Source organism: Paenibacillus sp. Y5S-9 (genome assembly GCF_036894235.1).
GTDB lineage: Bacteria > Bacillota > Bacilli > Paenibacillales > Paenibacillaceae > Paenibacillus.
Map to the genome: position 1 here is coordinate 277,265 of NZ_CP145887.1, position 16,246 is coordinate 293,510.

A 16,246-nucleotide genomic window follows, 5' to 3' on the forward strand; every position below is an offset into this window, starting at 1 on the left:
TTGTCTGAACGAATAAAAAAAGAAACACTGCCATCCCATGGGAAACGGATTCCGGCATATGTATGGGTGACCCTTGGGGTGACGCTGCTAACTTTGCTGCTTCATGCCATCGGCATGAGCGGTGATCTGGTTAACGTAGCGCTTGTATACCTGTTTCCCGTACTGGTGAGTGCCGTGTATTGGGGAATGGGGCCAGCTGTATATGCCGCCAGTTTTAGCGTCATTATGTTTGACTTCTTTTTTGTACCGCCGTATTTGAGCTTTACGGTTGAAGACTTGAGGTATCTCATTTCCTTTGTCGTGTATCTTGCGGTGGCGATCCTGACAGCGAGTCTTGCAGGTCGATTGCGACAACAACTGGAGATGGTAAAAGCACGTGAGGCCACGACTAACTCCCTGTACGCATTGAGTCGTCAGATGACAGCCATTACGGATCTGAATACGTTGCTGGTTAACATTGCAACCCAAGTATCGCTTACCCTGGGTAAGCCAGCAGCTGTGTATCTTCCGGATGGACAGGGGGATTTGCTGGTTACAAGCTCTTCCGCATCCACATCCGCATCAGAAGGGGAAAAGGATGGCTGGGGAGATGGAGAGTCGGAGATTGCCATTGCCAAATGGGTGTATCATCACGGACAGATCGCAGGTAAGGGATCATCCGCTTTACGGGAATCTCCCGGACTTTACGTACCGCTACGCACAGAGGAGCAGATTCATGGCGTACTCGCCGTGAGCATGGACGCTGGCGAGATTCATGAGCAGCAAGAACAGCTTCGGCTGTTGGAGGCATGCGGTGGGCTGGCCGCAGGTGCCATTGCCCGAGTGAAGCTGGCGGAAGAGGCCCGGTTGGCGCAGATCACTGCTGAATCAGAGCGCATACGCACAGCGTTGCTGGACTCTGTCTCTCATGAATTGCGTACGCCCCTAACCGCCATTATCGGCTCGGCTACGGGATTGTTGGAGAATGATACTCTTTTTACACCCGAGGATCGGAGAGAATTAACAGGCAACATTCGGGATGGAGCTTTGCGCATGAATCGTCTCGTCACGAATCTGCTGGGTATGGTTCGGCTGGAGAGCGGCATGTTGCAACTGAACAGGAAATGGTGTGACGTGGGAGACATCATTAGCGTTGTACTGACACAAGTTCGGGGATTCAGTCCGCATCGCAACATTCAAGTTGACCTGCCTGATGACCCTGCCTTTATCTACGGAGATGAAGTATTGCTGGAGCAGGTGCTGGTCAATATCGTCAGCAACGCCATCAAATATTCGCCTGATGAGAGCCCGATTGTCATCACTGTGGCAAGCGATAAGAGTACAGATCAATTGACGATCTGGGTAGCTGATCAAGGCATCGGTATAACGGAAGCGGAAAGATTGCGTATATTTGATAAGTTCTATCGCTCAGAGTCGACTCAGCATGTCACAGGAACGGGGCTTGGTCTGGCGATCTGCAAAGGCATTGTTGAAGTCCACGGAGGTACCATTGTGGCAGAGCCGAATCCGGGCGGGGGGACGAGAATGCGCATAGATATCCCCATGGAGGCTCACGGATCACAGTTTCCCTATTCAGAACAAGGAGAGGTTGAAGAATAACATGAACGCACCACTAGGGGCTCGCATACTGGTGATCGATGATGAGCCGCAGATTCGCAAATTGCTCAAGGTCACCCTTCAGGCACACCAATTCGAACTCCACGAGTGTGGGGATGGCGAAGAGGGCGTTATTCAGGCCAGTATTGTACATCCGGATCTGATCATCCTTGATCTTGGTCTACCGGGCATGTCTGGCATGGAGGTCCTTCGCCGGATTCGCGAATGGTCACAAGTGCCAATTATTGTGCTGACAGCGAAGGATCAGGAGGGAGACAAAATTGCCGCGTTGGATGCTGGTGCAGATGATTATGTGACCAAACCATTCGGAATGGGTGAGTTGGTTGCCCGTATTCGGGTGGCACTGCGTCATGTAGCCAAAACAACGGATGAGCCAATACTGCGCTTTGGATCACTCACGATTGATCTGGCCCAAAGGCAGGTCGAACTGGAGGGGGCTTTGGTCAAATTAACCCCAACGGAATATGAGATGCTGAAGGTGCTTGCCTCCAATGCAGGGAAAATCATCACCCAGCGTCAGCTTTTGCAGCAAGTATGGGGAGGGCATCATCATGAGTCTGACAGCCACTATCTTCGGGTATATGTGGGACATCTGCGTAAAAAATTAAATGAAGATCCAACGAATCCGCGATATATCCAGACGGAGCCTGGCATTGGTTATCGCTTTTTGCTCCCTGCCGAATAATGTTTAAGAGAGCGAGACATTTCTTAATTGTGATGTGACGCACCATTCAGCGGGTGAGCGCTATCAAACGAACAAAACACCGTCCCCTTTAGCTGCAAAGGAAACGGTGCTTTTATATTATGACGTGTATTTTGGCAACCAGTCGCCGTGAGCCTCAATCAACTCATCACACATCGCTACGATGTCATCAATAGACAGTTCGGCAGCCGTGTGTGGATCAAGCATGGCAGCATGATAGATATGTTCTTTTTTGCCAGTGATTGCTGCTTCAATCGTCAGCAGTTGCGTGTTGATGTTTGTCCGGTTCAATGCCGCGAGTTGTGGAGGCAGATCCCCAATATACGTAGGGCTGATTCCTGATCCATCCACCAAACAAGGGACCTCGACACATGCTTCACGCGGCAGGTTCGTAATCAGTCCGTTGTTCATGACGTTGCCGCCAATCTTGTACGGGTTATTTGTCTCCATCGCTTCGATAATATGCGATGCGTATTCACGGCTGCGGGTATGTTCAATATTTTCGCTGGCAAACAGCTTGGTACGCATTTCTTTCCAGCCCTCAATCTGGTTCACACAGCGGCGTGGATACTCATCCAGTGGAATGTTGAAGCGTTCAATCAGCTCCGGGTAATTCCGCTTGATGAAGTAAGGGTGGTACTCGGCATTGTGTTCTGAGGATTCCGTCACATAATAGCCAAAACGCTGCATCAACTCAAAACGAACCATGTCGTCATGCTGTTCCTTCTGTTTTTCTTTCGCCAAACGTTTAATCTCGGGGTACAGATCCTGCCCGTCTTTGGTAACTTCGAGCAGCCACGCCATGTGGTTGATCCCTGCAATCTTAGCCACAACACCTGTCTGATCGATCCCCAGTGCATCAAACAGATGTGGTACACATACCTGTACACTATGACACAATCCTACGGTTTTGATCCCACCATGTACGTTCATGACGTTGGTAAGCACAGCCATCGGGTTAGTGTAGTTCAGGAACCACGCATCCGGACATACTTCCTGCATATCTCGGGCGAAATCCAGCATAACCGGAATCGTACGCAGATTACGGAAAATTCCGCCAATACCGAGTGTATCTGCAATTGTTTGACGCAATCCGTATTTCTTCGGAATTTCGAAGTCCGTAATGGTACATGGATCATATCCACCGACCTGGATGGCGTTGATGACATATTTGGCCCCGCGCAGCGCTTCTTTGCGGTCATGATATACTTTCACGACGCAACGACTTCCGAGTGAACGGGCCAGACTGGTCAGCAAACGCTCTGAATCGCTCAAACGTTCAGCATCGATATCAAACAATGCCAATTCAAAATCCTGCAGTGCTTCGGTCATCATGACATCACCCAATACATTTTTAACAAAGACGGTGCTGCCTGCACCGAGAAAAGTAATTTTGTTCATCTTAAGTTCAGCCTCCCTGAAAAATGTTGTACCCCAACTATAGGCCGATTCGGCACATATAACTATGGCTCAACCCCTTTCAAACATGTCATAATCCCATTTTTGTTTCCGTTTTCAACTAATAATTGTGTACTTTAGCTGTTATAATTTAATTAGACATACAGATGGTGAACCGCGGAAGGAAATACGGAGGGGGGCGAAAAATGAGTCGCATTGAGATGAATGTGGTTCCCGCCGGCTGGACACAGATGGAGCTGATGTTGTTGTTTTTCGGGTGGGAGGCATGTGATCCTGCGCATTATTGGGGACCGGGTGTACGTGATTCTTACATTGTGCACTACATCCATGAAGGACGGGGCACCGTGTACATGGGGGATCAGGAATACAAACTTAGCGAGGGACAGGGTTTTGTCATTCTCCCGGACACGCTTATTCATTATGAGGCAGACCCGAAGGAGCCCTGGACATATTCGTGGTTTGGTTTTAAAGGCGTACAAGCCAAAGCATTCATGCAACGTGCCCAATTAAGCCCGGAGCGCCCGATATATGATGCCCAGGATACAAATACGATGGAACAGTTGTATACGGAGATGGTCCAAGCTTCCACGCGACCGGGAGGTGATGTGTTGAACCAGAGTCTCTTGTACCGCTTAATGGCAGAATTAATCTCTTCTTCGCCTGTGGAGGAGGAAATAGGGCAGCTCCTTTCAAACAAAGAGACGTACATCCGGCAGGCGGTGCAGTTTATGGAGAACAGGTACAGTCAGCGAACCTCCATTCTGGATATTGCCCAAGCTGTGGGGCTGGATCGCACGTATCTATCGGGATTGTTCAAAGAGCGATATGGCATGTCGCTACAGTCCTTTTTCCTGGAGTACCGTATGAATAGGGCTGCCGAACTTCTTCAGAATCCAGGGCTGTCGGTCAGTGAAGTGGCACATTCGGTTGGCTATACAGACCCATTACTGTTTTCCAAGATGTTCAAGCGAGTGACGGGTGTGTCTCCAAAGGGTTCGAGAAATCGAGATTAGATGCACCTATTGCTTCAAATTTAAAAGAAAGTTTTGATCATTAATCGTCGTCCCGCTATTCTGATACAGAAGTGTAATTGAATACGTGGAACTTGGTGCTTTGCCCGTCAGGGTGGAAGCTTAATAGGGAAGTCCGGTGTGATACCGGCGCGGTCCCGCCACTGTAACAGAGGAGTCAGGTAGCGATAATCCACTGGTTTAGACCGGAAAGGAGCTGCAAGTGACGATGATTCTGGAGCCAGGAGAGAATGATGCAAGAAGGGTTACCCCAGAAGTCCATAGATGACTTTCGGGGTAACCCTTTTGTTGTATAACAGGTATGTTGTTTGTAGTTGGAACGTGATACAGCAATGGCTTGTGAATGCTTCATCGTATGTCGTTCAGTGCACTTAAGTCATTCAGTACACCATAGTTTTGCGCAGGCTGTATAGTACTTAATCCGGCACTTCATGGCTATTTCATCATATATTTATTGATTACTTCATTGGGTGATTGTCGCTATATAGATATTCAGTCTTATTTTGGAGAGGTACTCCGCATATAGACTCTTCTGTCCAGATGCAGTTGTCTACATCTGCTTAGCCAGTTGTATTGACATGAGGGATTCAGTACTAGTGTGGTACTTGGGATTGGAAGTCATTCCGGCTGGACTGATCAGCATGGTAAAAGACAATATCGCCATCCTTCAGAGGCCAGGTTCTGCCTTGACTATCTGTTGGCTTTTTGTTGAAACCTTCCATCTGCCATTGATTCATCAGTGGTGCATGAATGTATTGTAGATGGGGCGCCTCTGTATTTCCATTCCGCAGGCTCTCCATGTTGAAGTTAACTACGATATAACCATTCTTTAGAAAAATCTTCGATTTCTCATCTAGCTGATTTTGTTGGGCAAGGGGTTCGAGATCCGTCCCTTTTGGTACGGCATATACATCGGCCGGCAAGCTATACTCCCCGTACCAGCGTTGGATTGCTGCATTGGCCCGGTCCACGTTGACCCCGGAAGGAATGTCCGTTTTCGGCCCAATGAGTGTACGAATCGGAGCAGACAGGATCATCCAGTCATAACGACCTACCCATGTTTTTTGATGGGAAGTCTGATCGACCAGGCGAACCATATGTTCTGCCAACGTACGCTGGTTGCGTTCTTCCGCTGTCAGCTCATAAGTATACTGATAACGCGCTGTATCGTCTAACTCTGTGCCGGGTACCTTTCGAAGCCGTGAGTTCAGCACAACAAAGCGTTTCTCCATATCCTGTGCCGATCCAATACGGATCAGACGTTCCTGGCCTCGATGGTAGTACAGATCCACTTCTTGTCGGGATGACCCGTCTTTACTCACAAAAGCAAAAGTGGGTGTAATACGAATACCATCCTGTTTGCCAAACATATTGCCCTTGGTCTTCAGATCGAACTTGAAATGGTACCCCGTCTTCACAGTCGCGTTAGCTAATCCCTGCACCGGATGGCTTCCTGGTCGAATAGGCAATACAAATGGAGCCAGATTACCTCTCGGATCACCATCAATGCTATTCATCCCTGCCCAGTAGCTAAGGCCCGTTGGGTCGGGACTACCCAATCGCTTGCGAAATACATTTTCCCAGTTGTAATCGGAGATATCAGTGACGTGAAAATCATATAACCTTCCGATCACATCTACCGGTACGGTATCTGCTGCAACATGATGTGTCAGATTGGTATTGGCATCCTGTTGCTCGGTAAAGTTTGCAGGTGCATTCTCTGCAATATTACGGAATACAATGTGATATTTGCCTTCGTCTACCCATACAGGGAGATAGAATGTGGTATCCAGTTGATTGACCGGAATATCGACCCATGTCTTGGCAGGGATAAACTGACTCCGATCTGCGTTATAGACATCAAACGGGAATTGCACCTGTTTGATTCGAAAATATTTGGCATAGTCCCGATTCCCATAACCGGGATAACTTGCTGCGTCCAAGTGCTGTCCCGATGTGGGAATTCGTACAATGAACGGACGTTCCAGAATGAGTGCAGCGCTGGCTGGGTCCGGTACGGTTTTCTGATTATGCGGCTGATCATCCGATACCCAGGCGTAGTTGACGACAGGGGTGTGTACCGTGACGGTGTTGATGCCGTTAATCGGTAATATTTTATTGGAGCCGCCATTCACGTTACCCGGTAGCAAATCATAATAGATTTCACCAGAGCTTGTAGTGTTTGCTTTATTCAGCAGGGAATTGCTGATCATATTACCCGGTTTGTACAGCACATCACGCCCAATTGTCGTTGGATTAGGGATGTTGGATGGTGTTGGGCCATCTTTGGTTGCTTCCACATCATTCATAATGGTTGTGTTGTTGAATTTGACTAGATCATTATTTACTTTACTTTGAGGTGTATTGGATTCAGCCATCCCTTTTAACCGTGATGTATCATCAGGCACACTGGGAGGTTGGTTCAAACCACCTGTTAATTTGGGTGGAGTATATGAGATTGAAGTGGTTTGCCCTGGTCGTACATGGCTTTCTACAGATTCATCATTTTTAGACTCTAGTATTGGTGGTGTGTATCCTGTTGGATTCATCGTAACGGTCTCACCGGGCAAAGCGTAATTATTCATCGTTGCTTTAGCGATCTTGTATATTTCCAGATTGTTAATTTTCCAGTAGGAGTAGTCTCTTGTGATCTGGAAGGTGTATGGCTTGGGTACCGTGTCGTTCGCGGGTACAGGTGGCCCTGGTGTACAACCATCATCATCACATATTTCTGGTCCAGGTACTGTCCATTCTCTGTCGTACGAGATGGTGACATTACAGTTGTATGTAACTTTACCGCTCATTTTCGCCCAAGCTTGTTTAAATAGATAATTGTCAGCAAAGGCGTTTGTGTAGAGTGACTCGGAAGTAGGTATTCCTTTTAATACATTAAATGTCTCATTATCTCTGTTATCTGACTTAATAACACCGTTGGCATTAGGATCGAGATCATTCATGCTCATAATGGTTCCAGCAGAAGGTGGTCCAATCGTTGGCGTGCAACCTCCACCACCGCCTCCGTTCCCGTCGCCCTCACCCGTACCTGGGTTCTCTTCAACACCAATGTTTGTAGTGGTAGTTAACTCAAATCCATCTTTCTTCCACAGTACGGTGATGGTTGTCGTTCCTCTGCTGACGGCTTGAACTAATCCGGAGTTACTAACGGTAGCGATACCAGGATTGGAAGATTCCCATGTAGTTGTACCACCGCTGCCAGTGTTTACATTGGTCTCCGCACCAAAGTTTCCATCTCCATTTTTGGTTTTGACAGTTGCATTCAATTGTTTGGACTGGTTCAAGCTAAGTTGCCCGCCAGCGGTAAGGTTGATCTCTTTGGTTATTTCAACAAGACCTTTCCAATAAAGATCTGTATTGAAGATGTAATCTGCTGACCATTTAGGTGGGTTATATTCTCTAGCAGCTGTTGCATTGATAACGCCGCCTATTTTCATGGTGAACATTGTTCTTCTACCATTGAAGGAGTCAACAGAAACAAGTTTAGGCATATTTAAATCTGCATTGTAATGTTGGTTGTCATCCATATAATGAGGCTTTAGAGATACCTCGGTTAATTCTGATCGTGGATAAGGGTCGCTGTTCTTATCCATATATATTGCAGGTTTGTACAATTCTTTATCCAGATCAAGATCAACACAAACTGTCGAGGAAACGGGACGATTTGTTGATGGATCGTTAGCTAGCAAAATATGATCATTAGGCCCACTACATCCGCCATCAACGCTCCATCTTAAATCATCAATTTGATAAATATAAATACCAATATTGGTCATTTTTTGCCCTTCAACAGGTATAACTTTTAGTTGAGATTTAGCTGGTGTTTCAGGTACCATATATTGTGGTTTTATTGCAGGTTTAGTACCAGGTCCGCCACCGGCGTGCACAAATGAATAAGGTGTTAATACAGCGTAGATGGTTAGAAAGGCTATCAGTAATTTACTGATAGCTGGCTTCAACCTCAAATCTTTTATTTTATTTTGTATCGATGACACTAAAGATTGCCCCCTCTTTGGTTTCTAAGGTCACAGCCCTCGTCACAGATTGATTAAAATGTAACATTCCTTGTGCCCAATATATAGGGTTTTTAACTCCAAAGACTCCTCTATTCAAGGTGTAGTCTCCTGTTTTTGGAGCCTCATATGACAAAAATGATTTTGACTGTGGGGAAGCCAAAGGATTAAAGGTAGCTGAATTAAGGAGACTTCCGGCTTGTGGTTGGTTCATGGATGCCGATTTAATATTTAAATCAAACTCGACGAAAGAGAAATATCTATCGTTTTGGAGCTTTACTCCTTCATCTACAAAAACGGGATAATAAATGCTACGGTTATTGCTAGCGACATTAGTATCTACAATAATCCAATTCAAAACTTTAAGATCAGCATAATTTGTATCGGTAACGATTTCTTTGTTTCTAACTTTCGAAAAGTCATTAGTTACAACTTCATCGTACTTCTGATTGTTTGATAGAATAATTTTTCTTTCAGGTGTTTGTTTGAAAGACTTTGCAATAATATTCAAATTCGTCCCCGTCAAACCCACTGCTCGCAGCTCATTTAAACCCTGAAAATCGGCAGGCTTTGTCTTGGCAACTGCTGCATAACGGGCGATCAATACAGCAACCTCCGCTCGTGTTGTAGTACGATCGACACCAAATGTTTTATCGTTTGCTACACTCATCAGTCCTGTTCCCAGGGCAACGGCTACAGCATTTTTTTGAGCGCTTGCGAGTTTACCAGTGAAATATTCCTTTGCAGGCACAACGGTGTTGGTCACATCGGAGAGTACTTGTTTGTACTCAGGATCAACAACGGTTAGCCCTTGCGTCAGCCAAATAGCCATTTCGCCTCGTTGAAGAGCGCCTTGTGCATCAAATTTTCCCTTGTAATTAGAAGGGTTGATAAAACCTTTTGCGATAGCAATTGAGACACCACTCTTTGCCCACTCGGGTATGTCCGTGAAATTGTTTTGTTCTTGTGTTGATGCATTAGGCTGTTCGGATAGACGTCCCAAGATACTTGCCATTTCAGCTTTGGTGACAGGTGAGCTTGGTTTAAATGTTCCGTCAGTATACCCTTTGAAATACCCTTGTTCCACGGCTGAATTAATCGCTGCGGATGCCCAGTGTGTAGCTGGAACGTCCTTGAATTTAGTTGTAGCTTGTGCGGCTTCTACAGAACTCTCAACGCCTCCAAAACCTGCGATACCCCCTGTTAATAAAGCTAATGCCGTTACGCCGGAAATCATCATTTTTTTCATGAATCTTACTCCTCTCAATTGTGAGTTTTTTTCCTTGATATGTACTTTTCAGGCTACTAGATACTAAATTTGTAATAATAATCATTATTCTACCATGTATAACTAGTCTGTAGGTATGATATATCAATATATTCCTTCGTCTCCAGACAACTCTTACTAATGCTCCAGACCTATATTTCCTCGAAAAACACAAAAAAAGGCCACGAATCCGCAGATTCATAGCCTTATGCTTTAAGGTCTCCAACATATGTAGTTCCATCAATAGTCAATTCAATACTCAATACATCAAGGATACTCGATTTCCAAACATTTGAAAAGCCCATATTATTCTTGCTCAAAATAAAGTCAGGCTATCGGTGTTCCATTTGGCAACGGACTATCCGGTGTGAGCAAGACAACATCGCCTTCACCAGGCACGCCGCCCAGCACGAGTACTTCAGAGACAAAACCGGCAATCCGCCTGGGTGGGAAATTAACTACAGCAACGACCTGTTTACCAATGATCATGTCAGGCGTGTATCGTTGGGTAATCTGAGCGCTGGAACGTTTCAGGCCAAGTGCTCCGAAGTCGATCGTCATTTTAATAGCGGGTATGCGAGCCTTGGGGAAGGGTTCGGCTTCCACCACGGTACCAACCCGGATGTCATGCTGCATGAATTCTTCAAAAGTAGCCATAGGGGTAGATCTCCTTTCAACTATTGGGGACTATTATAAATGAAAAATCAACAAAAAATCCAGATTACGCTGTATCGTAACCTGGATTTCTATTGTGTTGCTTTGAAACAAAATTAAGCGCCGTTCCAATTTTCCCCGGTGAGGTATTTCTCGGTGAGGATGGATAACATCTGAATACCTACTTCATTATGTCCGCCTTCTGGAATAATGATATCAGCATACTTTTTGGATGGCTCGATGAACGCATCATGCATCGGTTTTACCGTTTCGAGATATTGTTTGTACACGGATTGGATTGTGCGTCCGCGTTCCTCAATGTCCCGCAGTACTCTCCGCAGAATCCGTACATCGGAATCGGTATCGACGAATACTTTGATGTCCATTAGACTGCGAAGGTGTTCGTCAATCAGCACATGCAATCCTTCTACAATGACAATATGGTTCGGTGCCAGTTCAACCGTCTCATTGGCAGCACGGTTATCTATGGTGAAGTCATATACGGGAGCATACGCCGCTTGGCCTTTTTTCAACAAGGTGAGATGCTCAATCAACAGATCATTATCGAATGCAAACGGGTGATCGTAATTGGTGAGTCGGCGTTGCTCAGGTGTGAGCTGCGACTGGTCTTTGTAATAATTGTCTTGGGATATAAAAGTAACCTTACCTGATCCCAGACGGTCTATGACGGAGCGAGCTACCGTCGTTTTACCGGAGCCGGTTCCTCCGGCGATACCAATGATGAGCATGGTTGTTCCATAAGCCTCCCTAGAATGGCAGCATAATCATGAATAAAAAGCGCTGTTCCACAATCGATTCAGCACCTTTATTCACATGTCTGTCTCTGAATACACAATTCCTTCATTGTACCACAGCGCTTTGCTTTTTTCATCTGCTATGCAGAGGCATGTTTTCCCTAAGATTGGATGATTGACTTTTTCAAAAACAGCACTATAATAAACTTATATTCATAACACGGACTGTTACTGGGGAAACCAGGCATGACCGAATTCGATTGCTTTACTGTAATCGCTTTCGGTCTTTTTTTATTTTTGTTGGGGGGTGAGAACATTGAAGGTTATCAAGAAAGTAAACAATAACGTAGCCATCGCTATTAATGAACATAACGAAGAGGTTTTTGTCGTAGGCAAGGGTGTAGGATTTCTGAAAACGCCTTACGAGCTGACGGAGACGGACTTAGTGGAGAAAATATTCGTAGCACCAAAGAACATCCGTATGTATGACCTGCTGAACAGTATTCCGATTGAGGATATTTATCTCGCGGAGGAAGTCATTAAGCTGGGCAGTCAGATCCTGAATAAAACATTTAACCCGAATCTGCTTCTCACCCTGTCCGACCATATCAGTTTTGCATTAACCCGAACCAGAGAAGGCATCCGAATCAAAAACCCGCTGGAATGGGAAGTGCGGACACTCTATCCGGACGAGACCCGGGTGGGGGAGGCTGCGCTGAAGCTGATTCAGGAAAAAACGGATATCGCTCTGCCAACAGCCGAAACAACACTGATTGCTCTGCATTTTGTTAATGCACAGGTGGGCTCTGGAGAGATGACGGATACCACCAAGGTAACCACAGTTACGGGCGAGATCCTGTCCGTGATCAAATATGCGCTCAAAATTGACTTTCAGGAGGATTCCATCCATTTCATGCGCTTTGCCACACATATCCGGTATTTCATTCTGAGGCAGATGAGCGGCAAGTCGCTCAAGGATGAGAATGAATCGCTGTTCCTGATGGTGAAGGAGAAGTTTCCGAAAGAACTGGCTTGTGTGGAGAAGATTGCTGACTTCCTGAAAAATAATTACGGCTGGACCTGTTCCGATGATGAAAAATTATATTTGATTCTGCATATCCAACGATTGATTTCGAATGAACCAACGGAATGAACTAGTGAAGGAACTAACCGAATAATCCATATTGGACTGTTACTGATTCGATCAGGCATGACCAAGCGTAGGGAATGACGATTCCCCGGCTTGGTCATTTTTTATATATCCAATTTATTCATGTAGAGGAGAAGGGTCATGAACAACAAAGACTTGGCTAAAAACGTACTTGATCTCGTTGGCGGCGAGCAAAATATATCCGGTCTGACACACTGTGCAACCCGTTTGAGATTCGTATTGAAGGATGATAACAAAGCAGACCTCAAGGCGCTGGATCAGCTCGAAGGCGTGCTCAAGGCACAAAATTCCGGTGGACAGGTTCAGGTTGTTATCGGTGCTAAAGTAGACGCGGTATACAGTGAAGTGAAGAATTTAACTTCTGACAAGATTGGCGAGCTTACAGAGTCTACAGACAGTGGACCGAAAAAGAGACGTAACCCCGTCAACGTAGTGCTTGAAACCATCGCAGGTATATTCACCCCTGTTCTGCCAGCACTTGTTGGTTGCGGGATGATCAAGTGTTTGGCTACCGTTATAACTGCCATGGGTTACCTGGAAGGCTCCGGTTTCTTGACGATCATTAACATGATCGGGGACTGTATTTTCTACTTCATGCCATTCTTCCTGGCTGTTAGTGCAGCAAACCGTTTCAAAACCAATCCCTACTTGGCGGTAGCTCTTGCTGCGGGATTAATGCATCCAACCATTTTGAACGCTGCGGCTCAGATTGCTGAGACGGGTGTAAACAGTATTGATTTTCTCGGTATGCCGATTCTGTTAATGAAATATTCCTCTTCCGTCATTCCAATCATTCTGGCGGTGTGGATTATGAGTTATGTGTATCCGATCGTCAATCGAGTGATTCCCAAGTTTCTACAGGTCCTGCTTACCCCAATGATTGTTTTGTTTATTATGATTCCAGTGGAACTAATCGTGCTTGGCCCAGTAGGATCATATATCGGTGACTGGTTGACCAATGGTATCAACTCATTGTTCTCAACCGCAGGTGTTCTTGCTGGTGCGATTCTTGGATTTTTCAAACCGATCATGGTCATGTTTGGTATGCACTATGCCATCATGCCGATTCAGGTTCAACAAGTGGCTACATTGGGTGCAACCGTGCTGTTACCAACGGCACTGGCAGCAAATTTGGCACAGGCTGGAGCAGCCTTCGGTGTGTTTGTACTGACGAAGAGTAAAACGATGAAATCAGCCGCTGCTTCAAGTGGATTCACCGCTTTGTTCGGGATTACTGAGCCGGCGATCTATGGTGTTACGCTCAAATATAAACGTCCCTTTTTCGCAGGTTGCCTGGCAGGTGGATTAGTCGGTGGATTCTACAGCTTGGTGCATACAACAGCGAATGCAATTTCACTGCCAGGTGTATTGGCAATTGGTACGTATACATCAGATCGTTACATGTATGTCGTTATTGGTTGTATTGCCGCAGTTGTACTCGGGTTTGTGTTCACGCTATTGGCTGGCATCAAGGAAGATACAGATGGAAATAAATCAAAGCAGCAAGCTACGAATAGAGTAAATAGCAATCAGGCGGCAGTTGCAACGGACACTACTCCGGAGTCAGTGCCATCACAGACATCCACATCTTCTGACATGCTTATCGTTAGTCCAATGACAGGGGAGATCAAACCGATCTCTGAGGTGGAAGATCAGGCGTTTGCCCAAGAGTTGATGGGTAAAGGCATTGCAATCGTTCCGACAGATGGCAAGGTATACGCTCCATTTGACGGAGTAGTTGAGGCGCTTTATCGCACCAAACATGCCATCGGTTTGAAGGCAGCGAATGGTGTCGAGATACTGATTCATATCGGGGTGGATACCGTCAGTTTGAAAGGCAAATATTTTAACGCCCATATCGAGCAGGGACAGACAATCAAGGCCGGGGATTTATTGGTGGATTTTGATCCGGAGGGCATTACTTCAGCGGGCTACAACACCATTACGTCCATTGTCGTTACCAACATGCAACAGTACGGAGATGTGCTGACTACAGCGACCAGCGGCCCGATCCGGGAGAGTGAACCTTTGCTTAAGCTGATTCCGTAAGAACTGCTCATCTTTTCATTAAGCTACAAGTTACAAGCTAGATGGTCTTAATAAGACTTAATAACACGTAATAACAGGAGGAAACTAAAATGACAAATTCCAATTTTCCAAAAGATTTTTTATGGGGCGGTGCACTGTCTGCCTGTCAGGCCGAGGGAGCTTATAATGTGGATGGCAAGAGCCTGACCATCCCAGAAGTGATGAAATTTAACGAGAAGAACGATCGCAAAGTGACCAAGCAGATCAGAGTGAATTGGGAGATGATTGAAGAGGCCAGGAATGACCCGGATACCGTGAAATATCCGAAGCGCCGGGGGATCGATTTTTATCATAACTTCCGTAAGGATATCGCTTTATTTGCCGAGATGGGATTCAAAGTCTTCCGTTATTCCATTTCATGGGCCAGAGTATTTCCAGGTGGCGACGATGCCGCTCCAAACGAAAAGGCACTAGAGTTCTATGATCAGGTTATTGATGAATGTCTTAAGCAGGGTATGGAGCCCCTGATCACCATCAGTCACTTTGATACGCCAATTGTACTTATGGACAAGTTCGGAGGATGGTATAACCGCAAATTGATCGATCTGTATGTGAACTATTGCGATGTGTTGTTTAATCGATACAAGGGCAAAGTGAAATATTGGGTGACGTTCAACGAGATCAACATGAGCGTGAAAGCATCGGCCAAGACGCTGGGAATCATTGATTATGATGCTCCGAATTATGAGGAAATGTTGTTCCAGGGGTTGCATCATCAATTTGTAGCTGCGTCCAGAGCAACCAAGATGGCTCATGAGATTGATCCGAATAACCAGATCGGAAGTATGGTCGCTTATTTTACAACGTATCCTTACACTTGCAAGCCGGAGGACGCACTTCAGATGCAGCAGGATGATCAGATGAAAAATCAGTTCTATCTCGATGTGCTCAATAAAGGCGAGTATCCTTACTATAGTAAAACGTATTTCAAAAACAAGGAGATCCAGTTGAATATCGAAGATGGCGATCTGGATAGCATTCGCGCACATACGGCTGACTTTGTGGGGATGTCGTATTACAACTCGATGATTTCCAGCAGTGATACGGAGCAGCTCGAACTAACAGCAGGCAATGTACACAGTGTATATAAAAACCCGCATCTGCCTGCAAACGAGTGGGGTTGGCAGATTGATCCGATTGGCCTGCGTTATACGCTTAATCTTGTCTATGATCGGTATCAAAAACCAGTCTTCATTCTGGAGAACAGCTCAGGCTTCTACGACAAGCTGAATGAGGACGGAACGATCAACGATCCATACCGGATTGATTTCCTGAGTAAACATATCGAACAGATGGGACTCGCCATTGCGGATGGGGTCGAGGTGTTGGGATACACGATGTGGGGACCAATCGACATGATCAGTTCAGGGACCTCCGAGATGAGCAAACGGTACGGATTTATCTACGTCGATCAGGACGACTATGGCAATGGTACGCTGAAAAGATATCGTAAGGACTCCTTCTTCTGGTATCAGAATGTGATCCGTACCAACGGAGCAGAACTGTAACAGAC

General features: G+C 45.9%; 11 protein-coding genes and 1 riboswitch. Of the genes, 6 read left to right on the forward strand and 5 right to left on the reverse strand.

The window, feature by feature from the left end:
- Together V6669_RS01260 and V6669_RS01265 are read left to right on the forward strand one after the other, a co-directional pair.
- Complete coding sequence (locus V6669_RS01260; protein ID WP_338590026.1) at positions 1–1,599, forward strand: ATP-binding protein; 1,599 nt, start codon at positions 1–3, stop codon at positions 1,597–1,599.
- A gap of 1 nt (position 1,600) precedes the next feature.
- Positions 1,601–2,302: a response regulator gene (locus tag V6669_RS01265; RefSeq protein WP_074093094.1), complete on the forward strand. Its 702-nt coding sequence runs from the start codon at positions 1,601–1,603 to the stop codon at positions 2,300–2,302.
- Positions 2,303–2,419: 117 nt separating this feature from the next.
- Here V6669_RS01265 and V6669_RS01270 read toward each other — a convergent pair whose 3' ends face one another.
- Positions 2,420–3,721, reverse strand: a complete 1,302-nt coding sequence (locus V6669_RS01270) for an alpha-glucosidase/alpha-galactosidase (protein ID WP_338590030.1) — start codon at positions 3,719–3,721, stop codon at positions 2,420–2,422.
- A gap of 203 nt (positions 3,722–3,924) precedes the next feature.
- Here V6669_RS01270 and V6669_RS01275 point away from each other — a divergent pair, with 203 nt between their 5' ends.
- A complete protein-coding gene (locus V6669_RS01275; RefSeq protein WP_338590032.1) occupies positions 3,925–4,752 on the forward strand; it encodes an AraC family ligand binding domain-containing protein in 828 nt (275 codons plus the stop codon).
- Positions 4,753–4,833: 81 nt separating this feature from the next.
- A riboswitch (cobalamin riboswitch) is annotated at positions 4,834–5,023 on the forward strand.
- Positions 5,024–5,363: 340 nt separating this feature from the next.
- Here V6669_RS01275 and V6669_RS01280 read toward each other — a convergent pair.
- From V6669_RS01280 to udk, 4 genes are all read right to left on the reverse strand, one after another.
- Positions 5,364–8,780, reverse strand: a complete 3,417-nt coding sequence (locus tag V6669_RS01280; RefSeq protein WP_338590034.1) for a DUF5704 domain-containing protein — start codon at positions 8,778–8,780, stop codon at positions 5,364–5,366.
- Entirely contained in the window at positions 8,761–10,047 is a 1,287-nt protein-coding gene (locus V6669_RS01285; RefSeq protein ID WP_338590036.1) for an S-layer homology domain-containing protein, read from the reverse strand. The genes V6669_RS01280 and V6669_RS01285 overlap by 20 nt, the downstream gene beginning before the upstream one ends.
- A gap of 345 nt (positions 10,048–10,392) precedes the next feature.
- On the reverse strand, positions 10,393–10,722 hold the full coding sequence (gene csaA, locus V6669_RS01290; protein ID WP_338590038.1) for a chaperone CsaA: 330 nt from the start codon (positions 10,720–10,722) through the stop codon (positions 10,393–10,395).
- A gap of 113 nt (positions 10,723–10,835) precedes the next feature.
- Entirely contained in the window at positions 10,836–11,468 is a 633-nt protein-coding gene (gene udk / locus V6669_RS01295; RefSeq protein ID WP_017691162.1) for a uridine kinase, read from the reverse strand.
- 313 nt (positions 11,469–11,781) lie between these two features.
- Between udk and V6669_RS01300 the strand changes: the two genes are divergently transcribed.
- The 3 genes from V6669_RS01300 to V6669_RS01310 all read left to right on the forward strand — a co-directional run bounded on the left by V6669_RS01300 (position 11,782) and on the right by V6669_RS01310 (position 16,241).
- Positions 11,782–12,627 carry a PRD domain-containing protein gene (locus tag V6669_RS01300; RefSeq protein ID WP_235200849.1) on the forward strand — a complete coding sequence of 282 codons (846 nt, stop codon included), beginning with the start codon at positions 11,782–11,784 and terminating at the stop codon, positions 12,625–12,627.
- 138 nt (positions 12,628–12,765) lie between these two features.
- On the forward strand, positions 12,766–14,694 hold the full coding sequence (locus tag V6669_RS01305; RefSeq protein ID WP_338590043.1) for a beta-glucoside-specific PTS transporter subunit IIABC: 1,929 nt from the start codon (positions 12,766–12,768) through the stop codon (positions 14,692–14,694).
- Positions 14,695–14,783: 89 nt separating this feature from the next.
- On the forward strand, positions 14,784–16,241 hold the full coding sequence (locus tag V6669_RS01310; RefSeq protein ID WP_338590045.1) for a family 1 glycosylhydrolase: 1,458 nt from the start codon (positions 14,784–14,786) through the stop codon (positions 16,239–16,241).
- Positions 16,242–16,246: the final 5 nt, after the last annotated feature.

What these genes read in the sequence shown, in the direction of transcription:
- V6669_RS01275 (WP_338590032.1), top strand. Translation starts at nt 3,925, where the DNA reads ATGAGTCGCATTGAGATGAATGTGGTTCCCGCCGGCTGGACACAGATG.
- V6669_RS01270 (WP_338590030.1), bottom strand. Translation starts at nt 3,721, where the DNA reads ATGAACAAAATTACTTTTCTCGGTGCAGGCAGCACCGTCTTTGTTAAA.
- V6669_RS01310 (WP_338590045.1), top strand. Translation starts at nt 14,784, where the DNA reads ATGACAAATTCCAATTTTCCAAAAGATTTTTTATGGGGCGGTGCACTG.
- V6669_RS01265 (WP_074093094.1), top strand. Translation starts at nt 1,601, where the DNA reads ATGAACGCACCACTAGGGGCTCGCATACTGGTGATCGATGATGAGCCG.
- V6669_RS01305 (WP_338590043.1), top strand. Translation starts at nt 12,766, where the DNA reads ATGAACAACAAAGACTTGGCTAAAAACGTACTTGATCTCGTTGGCGGC.
- udk (WP_017691162.1), bottom strand. Translation starts at nt 11,468, where the DNA reads ATGCTCATCATTGGTATCGCCGGAGGAACCGGCTCCGGTAAAACGACG.
- V6669_RS01285 (WP_338590036.1), bottom strand. Translation starts at nt 10,047, where the DNA reads ATGAAAAAAATGATGATTTCCGGCGTAACGGCATTAGCTTTATTAACA.
- csaA (WP_338590038.1), bottom strand. Translation starts at nt 10,722, where the DNA reads ATGGCTACTTTTGAAGAATTCATGCAGCATGACATCCGGGTTGGTACC.